The following is a 14,679-nucleotide window of genomic DNA, read 5'->3' on the forward strand; positions in this document are numbered from 1 at the left end:
TCTCTTCACTGGGGGCTCGCCCCAGCCTAATCAGCACGACCCACAATGGGGGCATGAACATGACTGCCTCGCTGCCACCGTACGCCCCGACCGGTGACGTCCCCGCCGACAAGGCGGCCTGGCGGTCCCTGGTCCGCGCTGCGCGCCGGGAGCTCGTCGGGGCGTGGGGGACGACGGGGCGGGAGGCTGCGGCGCGCTCCCTGGCCGACGGGGGGCTCACCTTCCTTCGCGGGTATGCGGCGTCCCGCGGCCTCGGGGAGCTCACCTCCCTGACGGTGACCGCGTTCGAGCCGATGCGGACCGAGCCTCCGGTGGACGGGCTGACCCGGGTCCTGCAGGCCGAGGGCGTGCGGGTGCTGGTGCCGCTCACCCTGGAGAAGCCGAGGCTGGACTGGGCCGACCTCGCCGACCCGGGGCGGACGCCGCTGGGTGAGGGCGCGCTGGCGGAGGTGGACCTCTTCTTCGTGCCCGGCCTGGCCATCTCGCGCGACGGGGTGCGGCTGGGGCAGGGGGGTGGCTACTACGACACCGTGCTGCCCAGGGCGCGCGAGCTGTCGGGTGGTGCTCCGGCGATCGTGGTGCTGCACGACCACGAGGTCGTGGAGGCTGTCCCTGCGGACACGCACGACGTGGTGGTGGACGGGGTGCTGCGGCCCGGCACCGGGGTGCAGGGAGTGCCGCTCCCGGCGGGGTGAGGCCGCGGGAGGCGACTGCGGGGTCGACGGGCGGAGGCTGCGTGCTGCGCCGGGCCAAGAATGACTGGGGCGCTCAGCGGCCGGGCGTGTCGGCCGGCTCCAGCACGAGGGTGTCGGTGCCCGCCTGCTGCACCGCCTCGCGGCTGAACGGCCAGGGATAGGTCCCGCCCTCGACCCAGGTGGCCGTCTGGTCGGACCAGTGGGGGTGGAAGGGGTGGCCGCTGGTCCCGGTGTGGTTGATCCAGGTCGAGGCGTCGAGGTCGGCCAGATCGACCACCATCCGCATCGAGGGGGCCGAGGTCACCTCGAAGGTGCCGGTCGAGGCGTCCCAGTTCATCGCGTTGACCATCGAGCTGCTTCCGGAGACCGGGATCGGGCGCTGGTTGAACAGGCCGCGGACCGCGGCAGGGATGTCGTCGCCGCCGAGCACCTCGTGGCGCAGGTGCACCTGGTGCAGCTCGCCCCAGGACCAGTCGGAGATGTGCTTGGACAGCTGGCTGGTCAGGTCGAGCCGCGCCTGCGTCATCGCCGTCCGGATCACCTCGTCCCGCGACTCCACGACGCCGGGGGTGCGGCGGTCGTCCCACCAGAGGCTGTCGGGATCGGCCAGCAGCTCCTCGAGCAGGAGCATGGAGCGGGAGTTGCCGGTGGCGCCCAGGTCGGGCGGGAGCTCGTCGTCGAAGACCGTCTCGAGCAGCTTGCTGTAGACCGCGTAGAAGTAGGCCGCCGCCGCGGACTGCTCGCCCTCGGCCGGGGCGGTGAAGTCCCAGGTGCGCAGGAGCTCCTGGGCGTCGGTGTAGAACTCTCCCTCCAGGTCGGCCTCGAGCAGGTAGGGCACGAGCACCTCGGCCAGGGCGTTGCGGTCGTCGAGCTGGATCTGCTGCATCGTCGTGGTCGACAGCTTGCCCGCGGCCAGGTGCTGGGCGAGCAGGGTCTCGATGCGGTCGGCGCGGTAGCCCTTGTCGTACTCCGTCGTCAGGAAGGGCCGGTTGCCCCGGCTGACGGCCTGGTTGGCGGTGATGATGATGCCGTCGTCGGGGTTGAGCACGTAGGGCAGGTCGGCGAACTCGACCCACCCGTCCCAGGCGTACTGCGCCTCCCACCCGGGCGCCGGGTAGTAGCCGGGAGGCGTGCCGTGCGTGGCCGTCTCACGGATCGGGATCATGCCGGGCGCCTGGTAGCCGATGTTGCCGTCGGTGTCGGCGTAGATGAGGTTCTGCGCCGGCACGGCGAAGAGCCTGGCCGCGTCCCGGAAGTCGTCCCAGCCGGCGGCCGCGTTGAGGGTGAAGACCGCCTCGGCGGTGCGCGAGGGCACCAGTCCCGTCCAGGCCAGGGCGACCTCGTAGTCGTTGGAGGTCTGCACCCCGCCCAACGGCGCGTCGGTGCCCAGCTCGCCGATCTGGTCGATCACCCCGGAGACGATCGGCCCGTGCGAGGTGGCGCGCACCGTCAGCTCGACGTCCTCGCCACCGGCGACCTTGAGGGTCTCGGTCCGCACGTCCATCGGGACGTAGTCGTCACCGCGACGGACCCGATCGCCGTCGACGTCCTCGAGGTAGAAGTCGGTGACGTCGGGGTCCATGTTGGTGAAGCCCCAGGCGATGTTGGTGTTGTGGCCGATGATCACGCCCGGGAAGCCGGCGAAGGTGTAGCCCGACACGTCGAAGGGGCAGCTCTCCGACAGCACCCGGCAGTGCAGGCCAGCCTGCAGCCAGACGCTGGGCTGGGTCACCCCCAGGTGGGGGTCGTTGGCCAGCAGCGGCTTGCCGGAGACGGTGTGCTCGCCGGAGACGACCCAGCTGTTGGACCCGATGCCCTCACCCTGGCCGACCATCTCCGGGACCTGACCCAGGGCGAGCGCCGTCGAGGCCAGAGCCCCCTCGGCACGCCCGTCGGCGAGCCAGACCTGGTCCTTCGACGACACCGGGGGCTGGGGAGGACCTTCCTCCCCGCGCGGCTCCTCAGGCTCCGCAGGGGCGCTGGCGCCTCCCCTGCTGTCGACCGAGGCGGGCGGGCGGTTGGGGGCGCTCCACTCCTGCGGGCTGAGGATGGGTGCGTGTCGGTCGACCGGGTAGTCCGGGTAGAGGCCGGAGAGCTGCGGGAGGGCGACCTTGCCCACGAGGAGCCCGCGGGTCAGCTCGTCGGTGTAGTTGCCGCGCAGGTCCCAGGCCATCGCCTTGAGCCAGGCCAGGGAGTCGGTCTCGGTCCAGGGCTCGACGGAGTAGCCGGGCGCGGACTGGGCCAGGGCGAGATACTCCAGCCCCATCGAGGAGGGCCCGCCCTTCATCTCGATGTAGGCATTGACCCCGGCCGCGTAGGCCTGGAGGTAGCTGCGGGCCGACGGGTTCAGGGTCGGCAGCTCCTGCTCGGCCACGCGTCGCCAGCCCATGGTCCGGATGACCTTGTCCGTGTCCAGCCCGCCCTCCCCGACGAGCTCGCTGAGCCGGCCGGCGGTGACGTGCCTGCGCAGATCCATCTGGAAGAAGCGGTCCTGGGCGGCGACGAAGCCCTGGGCGCGGAAGAGGTCCTCAGGAGTGTCCGCGTAGATGTGCGGGACTCCCTGCGCGTCCCTGATCACCTCGACCTCCCCGGTCAGCCCGGGGAGGGACAAGGTGCCGTCGACCTGCGGGAACGGACGACGCGTCAGGCCCACCCCGATGACGGCCGCGGCCACCACGACGACCACCAGGATCGCCACGAGCGGCACGGCCACGCGTTGCCACAGCGGTCGGGACACGCTGCCCAGCCTAGGTCACGATGACAGCACCACGTCGTAGGCGACGTAGACTGCGGGGTCGTGCCGACCTACTCGTACGCCTGCAAGGACTGCGGTCACGCCTTCGACATCCAGCAGGCCTTCACCGACGACGCGCTCACGACCTGCCCCAGCTGCGGCGGGACCCTTCGCAAGGTATTCAGTGCCGTGGGCGTGGTCTTCAAGGGCTCCGGCTTCTACCGCAACGACAGCCGCTCCTCCGGAGGCTCCAAGACCAGCTCGACCTCGTCGACCACCAAGAGCGGCACCGCCGGCTCGGACGACAGCTCGTCCTCGTCGTCATCCTCCCCGTCCGGTTCGGCGGGCTCGACGGGTTCGACTGGTTCGACGGGGTCGTCCAGCTCGTCCAGCTCGTCGTCGACGACCAGCTCCTCCACCGGCTCGAGCAGCTCCAAGGGCTCCGGATCCACCTCAAGCAGCTCCTCCTCCTGACCCGCGCCCGACGACCTGGTCCACATCCCTGCTGACGGACCGGTCCTTCTCCACAACCGAAACCCCGCCCCTGGCGCACACCGGGGCGGCTTCCTACCGTCGTCGACGTGCCGAAGAGCCCTCGAACCCGCCGTCGCCGTCCCACCCTCGGGCCGCGGATCCGCCGCGCCCTGGCCGCCGCGCTCGCCGCGATCGTGGTCGGGGCCGGCCTCACGATCGCCCTGACGAGGCCCGGCCCCGGGGCGGTGCCCGTGGTCGTGTCCACCGGCCACGTCCAGGTCGGCCAGGCCCTGGACGGGGCGCTCGAGGTGCGGCTCCTGCCGGCGGACGTCCTGCCCGAAGGTGCCCTCACCGAGCTGTCGGAGGCCGGCGGCCGGCACGCCGCCTCCGTCCTGGCGCCCGGGGAGATCGTCACCGGCAAGGACCTGCACCTGCCCTCCCTCCTCGTCGACCGTGCGTTCTTCTTCCCGATCGGTGAGGGCGCGGTCCTGCGCCTCCTGAGCTCCGGGGACCAGGTCGACGTGCACTCCCCGGTCGACGGCCGGGTGGTGGTCGACGGCGTGACCGTCGTGGCGGTCGAGCAGGGCGAGGAGGGCGGCGCCTGGCTCGCCGTCTCCCGCGAGGAGAGCATCGACCTCGCCACCGCCCGCGGTCAGGATCCTGCCGGTGCCCATCTCGTGGTCACCGTGCGACGCCCCGAGAGCAGTCCCACCACCTCCTGAACACCTGGTCCCCGCCGTGGACCCATGGCCCCACCTCACCTGCAGGGGTGAGATGACACGCCCCGCCTGCAAGAAGTCGACAAATAGCCAGCAAGGACTTACTTGCGCTAAACTCGTCGAGGCCCCGGGGAGAGCGGGGTCACCCACCATCCACAGACACCGGGCTCTGCCTGGGCGCTGCCCATGTCCGGTCGAGAAAGGAGAGGCCATGCTCAAGGGCTTCAAGGACTTCATCATGCGTGGCAACGTGATCGACCTGGCTGTGGCCGTGGTCGTCGGCGCCGCTTTCGCCAAGGTCGTCGAGGTCGTCGTCGGCAGCATCGTCACCCCGCTGCTCAACGCCGTCGGTGGCGCCGAGACCAGCGGCCTGGGCTTCGAGCTCATCAACGGCAACCCGGCCACCTACATGGACTTCGCCGCGATCATCAACGCGCTGATCGTCTTCCTGATCACCGCCGCGGTCGTCTACTTCGTGCTGGTGGCGCCGATGAACAAGTTCAACGAGCTGCGCAAGCGCGGCGTCGAGGAGCCGGAGGAGGTCTCCGAGGAGATCGCCACCCTGCGCGAGATCCGCGACCTGCTGGCCGCCCGTCGCACCGACGGCACCCTCTGACCCGTCCCAGCACCGGGGCGCACGCCCTGAGCTGACACCAGAAGGACCCCGGCACGAGGTGCCGGGGTCCTTCTGCATCCCCACCCCATCTCACCCCACCCCCACCTCCCCACCGGGCGCACCCAATGGTTGCCCACAACCCCACCGGGCGCGCCGAGTGGTTGATCCCAACGCGACCGAGCGCGTCCAATGGTTTCCCCCACCCCCACCGGGCGGGCCGAGGGGTTGCCGGGCAGGTCAGTCCCAGTGCGGCGGGCGCTGCTCCTTGATCCACCTGTCCCGCGGAGAGCCCGACGCCCCGTCCTGCTCTGGCCGGGCGAGCCGACGCGGACCCCGGGGTGCCACGTCGTCGGACTGGTCCGCCTCCGGGTTGGTCGCCGGCGCGACGACACGACGGTGCCGCCTGGGCCGGGGCACCGGACCCTGGACAGGCCCCTCAGAACCGACAGGGCCCTCAGGACCGCAGGTCACGAGGAGGCCCGCCCCACGGCCTCCCGGAGCGCCTCGAGCACCCGGGCGACCTCGCGCGCCGGGTCGGTGAAGACGTCGGAGCTGCGGACGCGCACCGGCACCCAACCCATCCGGGTCAGCTGCTCGTGACGGAGACGGATCTCGTCCCGCCCGGGGACCGGGGTCTCCTCCCCCACCTCGGCATCCACGTCGACCGCCACGAGGAGCATGTCGGGGAGCTCGTCGCTGGCCACGGCCAGGTCCACGGCGTGTGGACCGTGCCCCAGGCCCTCGTGCACGATCAGCCCTTCCGCCTCGAGCCGTCGGGCGAGCTCGGCCAGCACGGCCGAACGACTCCCCGTGACGCTCACCCCGTCGGTCCCTATCGCCTGGGCGACAAGCTCTGTGCCGGCGCCCTTCGGCCAGGAAGACACCGACGTCCCGGTGACCAGGTCCACGGATCGCCGCGCCGCCGCCAGCACCGCCCCGGCCCGGCCAGGGGTCCTGGCCGCAGCAGGTCCGCCGACCCACACGACATGGTCGCGGACCTCCCCGGCGATCCGCGCCGTCGTCCGCACGAGCAGCGGCTCGACGCCCGACTCATCGGACAGGATCGGCAGCACCGCCCCGAGGGCCTCGTCACCCTCTGCGGGTCCGATCGCCCGCCGGAGCGCGAGTGTGAGGTCCTCGACCGTCGATTCGTCGTCGGCGGCCACCAGCAGGCTCTGGTCGGGATGCGCCTGGCCCCGCCGGACGATGAGGTCGACCGCGGCGGCGACCAGCTCCTGGACCGGCCCCTCAACGACGTGCTCCTTGACCGGGGCCTCGCTGCCCACGCCCGGGAAGCTGTGGACCGGCGTCGACATGATGGGAGCCAGGGGCGCGACCAGCCCCTGGTCGAGGGCACGGTAGTGGGTCTGCAGATGCCGGACGGGCAGCACCGCGGCGGCGTCGTCCAGCAACGACGCCTCGTCGCTCTCGTTCCGGGCCAGGTCGTGCTCGACCCGGGGGTCGGCCATCACCGAGAACTGCCGCGGACCCAGCCCGCCGCCGTCGCCGGTGACAATCACCTGACGACCGTGCGCCAACGCCGGCACCGATCTCGCGGTGCTGGTCCGGCCGGCCCGGTCGAGGACGACCAGGTCGAAGACGAGGTCTGAGGGCAGCACAGTCGGCACCACCAGCGGAGAGGCCAGCACGACGGGGCGCACCGCGCGGACCACCTCCGGCGAGCGGCTGATGACGTCGCGGATGTCGACCGGTCCGGAGGCGGCCGCCTCCACCGACCGCTCCCAGGCCGCGACCTGCGAGGAGTGCGAGGTCAGGGTGCGGGCGAGCCTGCGCAGCACGGCCCGGCGCGCCCGCGCAGCGTTGCGCTGCAGATGGGCCCGGTCGGCCCGACGGAAGGCCCGCTCCGCCTCGCGCACCGTCTCGGCCGGCTGCAGCTGCGGCACGGCGTCGGAGCGGAGATGGTGCAGGAGCGAGGAACGGTGCACGAAGCGGACCTCGGCACCGACCCTCTCGGGCGTGATCTTGCGCTGGGCCAGGTCGTCGACCAGCTCGCCCAGCCCCGAGTCCCGCAGCGGCTGGATCAAGGGGTGCGCCGTCGCGGCGACCGGGGCCCGGTCCGCGGTCGCGTCCAGCCGGACGAGCCGTTCGAGCAGGCTGTCCAGGTGCAGGGTGGTCAGCGTCTTGCCGTCCGGGCGGGTGTCGAGCACGCCGCTCAGCCAGGCGATGTCCTCCCCGATCGGGGTGAAGGCCGTCAGCGCCTCCTCCCCGGACTCCGGTGCCACCGGGCGGGCCGCACGGCCGGCGATCTTCTCCCACTCCTTGCCCTCGTCGCGGGCGTTGCGGACGCGCGTCGCCAGGTCTGCCGGCGGCGTGCCGGGGCGCAGGAGCGAGCGCACCTGGCGCCGCAGCCGGGCCCGCGAGACGGCGCCGGGACGCTCGGTGACCTCGTCGCGCGAGGCGGTCGCGGCCACCATCTCGTCCAGGGGCGCGTCGTAGACGTCCCGGCCGAAGATGTCGAGGGTCTCGCGGACCCGGTCGACGAGCCGCAGCCAGGTGCCCCACTGCTCGACCGTCACCGGGGTCGGGAGCCCGGCCTCCTTGGCGACGGCGTCCGCCTTCTCGCGGGCGGTCGCGAACTCGCCCGAGACCAGCCGAGCCACGATCTCCTGCGCGCGGGCCGCCTCGTCGGCGGAGGTGAGGCGTGCGCCATACCAGGGATCCTGTCCGCTGCCGCGGCTCCAGGCGCCGGCGTCCGCCGCCTCGATCAGCGCGTCGGTGGTGCCGGAGAGCTCGTCGGGGCCAAGGCCGCGCAGCACCTCGAGCGGGAGCCGCACCCGCGAGGTGGGCGGGTGTTCCTGGGCTCCGAGGACGGCGAGGTCCTCCTGCACGTCGGCTAGGGAGAGGCCCCAGGGTTCATGCTCGGTATGCAGCACCTCATGCTCCGCGCGCAAGGTCGCCAAGGCGTCGGCGCGGCTGGGGAGCGGGTCCGGGCCGATCTCCGGCTCCGGCTCCTGCGGGAGCGCCTCGAGCGCGTGGCGGACCTCGGCCAGTGCGGTCCGCATCGAGACGGGGTCTTCGCTGAGGTGGAGACAGAGGTCCCCCAGGCCCACTGCCGAGAGGCGTCGCCGCAGTCCGTCGAGGGCGGAGCGCTCCTCCGAGCTCACGAGCACCGAGCGGCCCTCGGAGAGCGCGGCCACGATGATGTTGGCCACGGTCTGGGTGGCGCCGGTGCCGGTCGGGCTGTCGAGCACGAGGCTGGCACCGTGGACCGCCTCGTCGATGACGAGGCGCTGGGCATGGTCGGCGTCCAGGGCCGAGAGCTCACGCTGCGGGTCGTCCGCGCGCTCGGGGTCCGGGCCCTCGGAGGTCAGCGACACCTCGGCCCCGGCGAGCGCGGCGACGAGGTCGTGGGCGGCGAGCTGGTGCACGTCGCCGGTGTAGGAGGTGACCAGCGGCAGCTTGGCCCAGGGGAAGGTGCCGATGACCATCTGCGGGCCGATGCCGAAGCCGGTCATCTCCACACAGATCTGCTCCAGCGCCCGGTAGGTCTCCCTCGGGTCGAAACCGTGGCTCTGGGCGGACAGCCCCACGAGCATGGCCGGGTCGAGGTCGAGGTGGGCCTCGCTGCGCAGGTAGTGCTCCAGGACGGGGTTGAAGACGACGTCCTGGTCCAGCTCGATGAGGTAGTCGGAGTGGGCCGCGTCGGTGGGGCGGATGGCGCAGGCGCGCAGCAGGACGGGCGCCCGCGGGGGCATGGGGACGCGGTGCAGGGTCCAGGTCGCCAGGCCGATGGCCAGGTAGCCGGTCTCGAGGCCGTGCTCGTGTCGCAGCTCGGTGACCTTGTCGCGGATCGCCCCGATGCGACGGGAGGCGTCCAGGAAGGCGACGTGCTCGCGGACCAGCTCGGACAGGAGCGTGGCGCGCCCGGAGAGCAGCTTGGCCACGCCTCCGGGGTGGGCGAGGTTGAGGTCGAAGGTGCCGGTCAGGGAGGTGCGGTGCCACAGGAGGGTGTTGGGTCCTCCGAGGTCGGCGACCTCGTGGCGCCACTGCGTCCGCGCGCGCTGGACGGCCTCGACCCGGGCGGGGTCGGGGTGGTGGGCGAAGCGAGAAGCGGTCACTGCTTCAGGCTAACCACTCCGCGCCGCATCACCGTGAAGGCGCCCAGGAGGACTGCCGCGATCCCCGCGATCACGCACAGGGTGGCGTAGGACCAGACGTCCATGACCACACCGGCCAGCGCACCGCCCGCCGCGGCCGACAACCCCATCACCAGGTCGGCGGCGCCCTGCACCGAGGAGCGCTCCCCCACCTGGACCGAGCCGGCCACCGTGCCGGACCCGGCGACCATGGTGCAGGACCATCCGAGGCCGAGCAGGATGAGGCCGACGGTGAGACTGGTCGAGTGGCCGTCGGTGGACAGCCCGGCCAGGACGCAGGCGAGCAGCAGGATCACGACGCCGAGGAGTACGACCTTCGGTGCTCCCCAGCGGTCGGTGAGCTGGCCGGCCACGGGCGAGAGGGCGTACATGCCCAGGATGTGCAGCGAGATCACCAGCCCGATCAGCTCGATCTCGGCATGGCCGTGCTTCATGTGCAGGGGCGTCATCACCATGACGCTGACCATGACCACGTGACCGACGGTGACCGCCACCGTGCCCCACAGCGCCGCCGGGGTCCGGAGGATGACCGCGAGACCGTGACCGACGTGGCCGCGCGGCGTCGTCGTGTCCTCCTCGACGCCGGCCAGCTCGCGCGACAGCAGGAGCGGGTCGGGCCGCAGGAGGACCTGCAGCAGGACCGCGGCGAGCAGGAAGCCCGCCGCCGAGAAGACCCACGCCCCGGCCAGGTCCGGCAGCCCGAGCCAGCGTGCGACGAGCTTGCCGGGGCCGATCATGTTGGGCCCCAGCACCGACCCGAGAGTCGTGGCCCACACGACCCAGCTCAGCTGGCGCGCGCGGTGCTCGGGCTCGGCGAGGTCGGTGGCCGCATACCTGGCCTGGGAGTTGGCGGTCGTGGAGGCGCCGAAGAGCGTGGTGCCCACGAGCAGCAGCCAGAAGAGGCCGAGCGTGGTCGCGGTGATGGCGAGGACCGCACCCAACGCACCGATCAGGTAGGCCACGCCCAGGCCGAGGCGCCGGCCCCAGCGACCCATGAGGAGGGCGATGGGGATGGTGAACAGTGCTCCGCCGAGGACCTGCGTGGTGTTCGCCAGTCCGGACAGCGCGTCACGCCCGCTGAGCTCGGCCGCGACGATCGCGGCCACCGCGATGCCGCTGGCCACCCCGATCCCGCCGAGGGTCTGGCTGCCCATGAGGGTGAGGATCGTGCGTTGCTGCACCGGGTGGACGGCGGTGAGCGCGGGGCGGGACAGGGTCACGTGGGCAGTCTGGCAGAGGAGTCGTGGATCTCCTCCCGGGACCCGTTCGTGGCTAGGTGCCCGGCAAGGATCTGGCCCGACGGAGCCGTTCGACGGTGACCCGAGCGTGGTCGAGGGCGACGATTTCCAAGGATGACGGGTCTGACGAGGAGCCGGCGGGGCGACGTCCGGTAGTGAGGCGACTCCACTTGATACCGCCGGCATCGAGTCGGTACTCTGGGTATCGAAAATGGTTCCCGGCACCGAGGAGCGTCATGTCCACCCTCGCCCAGACCCGTCGCCCCGCCAGGGCCGACGTGCGCAGCGGCCTGCTCGCCTCCGCAGCGGAGCTGTTCGTCGAGCAGGGGTACGAGGCTACGTCCGTCGAGCAGGTCGCCCGCGCCGCCGGCTTCACCAAGGGGGCGGTCTACTCGAACTTTGGGGGCAAGCCGGAGCTGTTCGCGCAGGTCTGCCGAGACCGGTTCGAGTCGGCGAGCGCCCCGCTCCTGGAGCTCGTCGAGGGGGTGCTGGAGCGGGAGGACCGCGGCGGTCTGGCGGTCGCGCTCGCCCGCGCGCTGATGTCGATCGTCGAGGCGGGTGAGTGGCAGATCGTCGTAGCGGAGTTCCGGTCGCTGGCCCGTCGTGACGCCCGGCTGTCCGAGCTCTACGACGAGATCGCCCGCGATCGGGAGAGCCTGCTGGCCGCCCGGCTCGACCACGGCCCCCTCCGCGGCACCACGCAGGCCTGGCGGGCGACCGCCGCGAGCATCGTGCTGGCCCAGATCAACGTCCTGACCCTCGAGCGGCTCGCGCGCGGTGACCGGCTGCCGGCCGCAGAGGCGGAGCGCACCCTCGCCGTCCTCCTCGAGGGGCTGCTCCCGTGAGCGGCGAGCTGGAGGACGAGATCGGGCCCGCCGAGCCGGAGGTCGAGGACCCCACCCTGGTCGACGCGGACGCCACGGATGATCTCGCCCCCGCCTCCGCCGACGACGTCCCTGCGCACCTGCCGGACGAGAACCCCGAGCCCGACGAACGTCATACCCCCGGCATCTGGGCCCGTGGTCTGACCATCGCGGCGGGACGGGAGGTGCTCGTGGGCCCGCTCGACCTGGACGTCCCGCAAGGATCGCTCGTCGTGGTCGAGGGACCGGCGGGCGCCGGCCGGTCGGTGCTCCTGCTGGCCCTGACGGGGCGCATGCGTGGGGTCGGGGGCGACCTCGAGATCGCTGGCACCCCCGCCAGCAGGGGACGCCAGCTGCGTGCCCGGACCTCCGTCGCGCGCATCTCCGACCTCGTCGAGATCGACGACCCCCTCACCGTCGCCGAGTGCGTGACCGAGCGCTGCCTGACCGACGGCGTGCCGACCTCGGAGGGCAGCCGGCGCATGGCCGAGCTGGAGGACGTCCTGGGTTTCCGGGTGCCGCGCAACGCCCGCGTCGCCGACCTGTCCCAGCTCGTGCGTGTCCTCCTCCTCGCGATGCTCGCCCAGCTACGGCCCGCCGACCTCGTCGTGCTAGACGACCTCGACGAGGGGCTCTCCCCCGAGGACCAGGGGCGTGCCCTCGACCACCTGGCCCGCCTCGCGGAGTCCGGCCCGACCGTGGTCGTGTCCGCCCTCGCCCTGCCGCCCGGCACCCCTGACGGGGCCCGGGTGATCACGCTCCCCGCCCCTGCCGAGCAAGGAGAGGTCCTGCCATGATGCCCGTCGCCCGACTGGGCAGGTACGAGCTGCGCCGCTTCCGCGGCACCCTGCCCAAGCTCGCCCTCCTGTTCGTCCTGCTGGTGCCGCTGCTCTACAGCGCGCTCTACCTGTCCGCCAGCTGGGACCCGTACGGCAAGGTCGACCGGCTGCCGGTCGCGGTCGTGAACGAGGACCGTGCCGCCAGCGTGACCGACGCCACTGGCAAGGAGCAGCAGGTGACGGCGGGGCAGGACCTCGTCGACAACCTGCTCGCGGAGCCGGCCTTCGACTGGCAGCTGACCGACGCGGCCGAGGCCGCCGAGGGGCTGCGCGAGGGCCGCTACTTCATGACGATGACCATCCCCTCGTCGTTCAGCAGCGACCTGGTGAGCGGACAGACGCCCGATCCTGAGCGGGCGCAGATCTACCTGCGACGCGACGACGCCAACGGCTTCGTCGTCGGCTCCATCACGAGCAAGGCGCAAGACTCCGTCGAACTCGCGGTGGACCAGGCGGCGGTCGACGCCTACTTCAGCGCCGTCTTCGCCAACCTCGAGAACATCCGTGACGGCCTGGTCGAGGCCAGGGACGGGGCGCAGAAACTGGCAGAAGGGGCCGGCGAGGCCAAGACCGGCGCCCACAAGCTGACCACGGGCGCGACGGACGCCGAGAAGGGCGCCACCGCCCTCGCCGACGGGGCCACGAAGGCCAAGGACGGGGCGGACACGCTCGCCACCGGGGCGGACCAGGCGCGCACCGGCGCGCAGCAGATCGCCGACGGTGCCGCCCAGCTCGAGACGGGGGCCCGCCAGGCGCAGGACGGGGCCGCCCAGCTCGACGCCGGTCTGGCACGGCTCGACACCGGGTCCTCGCAGCTGGCGACCGGCGCGGACCAGGTCGCCGCCGGCACCGCGCAGCTCAACGCACGGGTGCTGCCCGTGCTCGACGTGGTGCTGCAGGACCTGCCGGCCGTCCAGGCCCGGGCTGGTGAGATCAGCTCCTCCGTCGCCGACCTCACGGCTGCCGTCGCCGGCGACTCGGGCTCGCTGCGGACCGATCTGGGCGACCTGCAGGCGCAGGCCGAACAGCTCGCCGTGAACCATCCCGAGCTGGCCTCCGACCCCGCCTGGCAGGCCCTGACGGAGCGCCTGGACGCGGCCTCCGGCCGGGTCGACCAGGCCGACGCCCGGGCCCAGGAGGTCGCCGCGGCCGCGGGGCGCATCGACGAGGCGGTGCAGGGCAGCGGCGACGCGACGGGCCGGGTCCAGCAGGCCCGCAACGACCTCGTCGCGCTCGACGACGGCGCCCACCAGGTCGCGGAGGGGGCCAGCCAGCTGCACTCGGGCATCGCGACCGCGCACCAGGGGAGCACCGCGCTGACCTCCGGCCTCGGGGGGCTGAGCGACGGTGCGGGGCAGCTCTCGACCGGTGCCAGCGAGCTGTCCGACGGGGTGGGCCGGCTGGCCACCGGGGCCGACCAGCTCTCCGCCGGCCTGGGCCAGCTCCAGGACGGGGCTACGGAGCTCGACACCGGGCTGGGGAAGCTCGCCAAGGGTGCCGCCGACCTCGAGACCGGCATCGGCAAGCTCCGGGACGGCGCCGACCAGCTGGCCACCGGCCTGGCCGACGGGGTCCGGAAGATGCCCGTCATGTCCGCCGACCAGCAGGAGGACGCGGCGCAAGTCATGTCGTCGCCCGCGGACGTGCAGATGACCGTGGACCACCCGGCGACCTTCTACGGTCGCGGCCTCGCCCCGATGTTCTTCTCCATCGCGCTGTGGGTGCTGGGCATCTCGGTGTTCCTCGTCGTCCGCCCCGTGGCCGGCCGGCTGCTGGCCGGCCGGGCACACCCCCTGCGCCTGTCCCTCACCGCCTGGTACCCCGTGGCCCTGATCGCGGTCGTCGCCGGGCTGATCATGGTCGGCGTCGCCTGGGCCACACTCGGCCTGGCCCCCGTGCGACCGCTGTCGCTGCTCGCGCTCACCGTGCTCGGAGCGCTCTGCTTCAGCTCCATCGCCCACCTGCTGCGCACCGCATTCGGGACGGTCGCCTCGGCCATCACCCTGGTGTGGCTGGTGCTGCAGCTGCCCACCTCGGGCGGCACCTTCCCGGCCCCGCTGCTCCCGCAGTTCTACGCCGCGCTCTCGCCGGTGATGCCGATGACCTACCTCATCGACGGCTACCGGGTGGTGATCTCGGGCGGTCAGACCGATCACTTGGTCCGCGACGTGATCGTGCTCGGCATCATCACCGTCACCTCGATGGCGCTGTGCGGACTGGTGGTCCTGCGCCGCCAGCAGTTCCGGCTGCGTGACCTGCACCCGCCGCTGGTGGCCCCGTGACCCGGAGATGCACCCGTGGACCTGCGGAGAGTTGGCCGTTGTCCTGGTCGACCTGAGACAGGCATCCGCGCACTTGGCGGACGTGGTCGAGGTGCTGGGCC

The 14,679-nt window shown here is 72.6% G+C and carries 10 protein-coding genes and 1 pseudogene; 7 read left to right on the forward strand and 4 right to left on the reverse strand.

Going from position 1 to position 14,679, the window contains the following annotated elements:
- Positions 1–53: 53 nt before the first annotated feature.
- Positions 54–695 (forward strand): 5-formyltetrahydrofolate cyclo-ligase, encoded by a 642-nt coding sequence (locus ACTMMA_RS15990; RefSeq protein ID WP_441191114.1) that lies wholly within the window; start codon positions 54–56, stop codon positions 693–695.
- A 73-nt stretch (positions 696–768) separates the two neighbouring features.
- On the opposite strand, the gene ACTMMA_RS15995 is transcribed toward ACTMMA_RS15990, so the two are convergent.
- A complete protein-coding gene (locus ACTMMA_RS15995; RefSeq protein ID WP_441191115.1) occupies positions 769–3,432 on the reverse strand; it encodes a penicillin acylase family protein in 2,664 nt (887 codons plus the stop codon).
- Positions 3,433–3,492: 60 nt separating this feature from the next.
- Between ACTMMA_RS15995 and ACTMMA_RS16000 the strand changes: the two are divergent.
- A pseudogene (locus ACTMMA_RS16000) lies at positions 3,493–3,633 on the forward strand (FmdB family zinc ribbon protein); the annotation flags it as partial.
- A 14-nt stretch (positions 3,634–3,647) separates the two neighbouring features.
- Here ACTMMA_RS16000 and ACTMMA_RS16005 read toward each other — a convergent pair.
- Positions 3,648–3,881, reverse strand: coding sequence for a hypothetical protein (locus ACTMMA_RS16005; RefSeq protein ID WP_441191138.1), 234 nt, complete (start codon positions 3,879–3,881; stop codon positions 3,648–3,650).
- 129 nt (positions 3,882–4,010) lie between these two features.
- Here ACTMMA_RS16005 and ACTMMA_RS16010 point away from each other — a divergent pair, with 129 nt between their 5' ends.
- Positions 4,011–4,625, forward strand: coding sequence for a CpaB family protein (locus ACTMMA_RS16010; protein WP_441191116.1), 615 nt, complete (start codon positions 4,011–4,013; stop codon positions 4,623–4,625).
- Positions 4,626–4,833: 208 nt separating this feature from the next.
- Positions 4,834–5,238, forward strand: a complete 405-nt coding sequence (mscL, locus tag ACTMMA_RS16015) for a large conductance mechanosensitive channel protein MscL (RefSeq protein WP_441191117.1) — start codon at positions 4,834–4,836, stop codon at positions 5,236–5,238.
- Positions 5,239–5,705: 467 nt separating this feature from the next.
- On the opposite strand, the gene ACTMMA_RS16020 is transcribed toward mscL, so the two are convergent.
- Together ACTMMA_RS16020 and ACTMMA_RS16025 are read right to left on the reverse strand one after the other, a co-directional pair.
- Positions 5,706–9,317, reverse strand: coding sequence for a PDDEXK-like endonuclease domain-containing protein (locus ACTMMA_RS16020; protein WP_441191118.1), 3,612 nt, complete (start codon positions 9,315–9,317; stop codon positions 5,706–5,708).
- Entirely contained in the window at positions 9,314–10,576 is a 1,263-nt protein-coding gene (locus ACTMMA_RS16025; protein WP_441191119.1) for an MFS transporter, read from the reverse strand. Before ACTMMA_RS16025 ends, ACTMMA_RS16020 begins: the two co-directional genes overlap by 4 nt.
- A gap of 254 nt (positions 10,577–10,830) precedes the next feature.
- On the opposite strand from ACTMMA_RS16025, the gene ACTMMA_RS16030 reads away from it, so the two are divergent.
- The 3 genes from ACTMMA_RS16030 to ACTMMA_RS16040 are packed head-to-tail and all read left to right on the forward strand — an operon-like array spanning position 10,831 to position 14,578.
- Positions 10,831–11,439 carry a TetR/AcrR family transcriptional regulator gene (locus tag ACTMMA_RS16030; RefSeq protein WP_441191120.1) on the forward strand — a complete coding sequence of 203 codons (609 nt, stop codon included), beginning with the start codon at positions 10,831–10,833 and terminating at the stop codon, positions 11,437–11,439.
- Complete coding sequence (locus ACTMMA_RS16035) at positions 11,436–12,254, forward strand: ATP-binding cassette domain-containing protein (protein ID WP_441191121.1); 819 nt, start codon at positions 11,436–11,438, stop codon at positions 12,252–12,254. The genes ACTMMA_RS16030 and ACTMMA_RS16035 overlap by 4 nt, the downstream gene beginning before the upstream one ends.
- Positions 12,251–14,578, forward strand: a complete 2,328-nt coding sequence (locus ACTMMA_RS16040; RefSeq protein WP_441191122.1) for a YhgE/Pip family protein — start codon at positions 12,251–12,253, stop codon at positions 14,576–14,578. The genes ACTMMA_RS16035 and ACTMMA_RS16040 overlap by 4 nt, the downstream gene beginning before the upstream one ends.
- Positions 14,579–14,679 lie beyond the last annotated feature (101 nt).

It is taken from the genome of Ornithinimicrobium panacihumi (genome assembly GCF_052073805.1).
In the GTDB taxonomy this organism is placed as follows: domain Bacteria; phylum Actinomycetota; class Actinomycetes; order Actinomycetales; family Dermatophilaceae; genus Ornithinicoccus; species Ornithinicoccus panacihumi.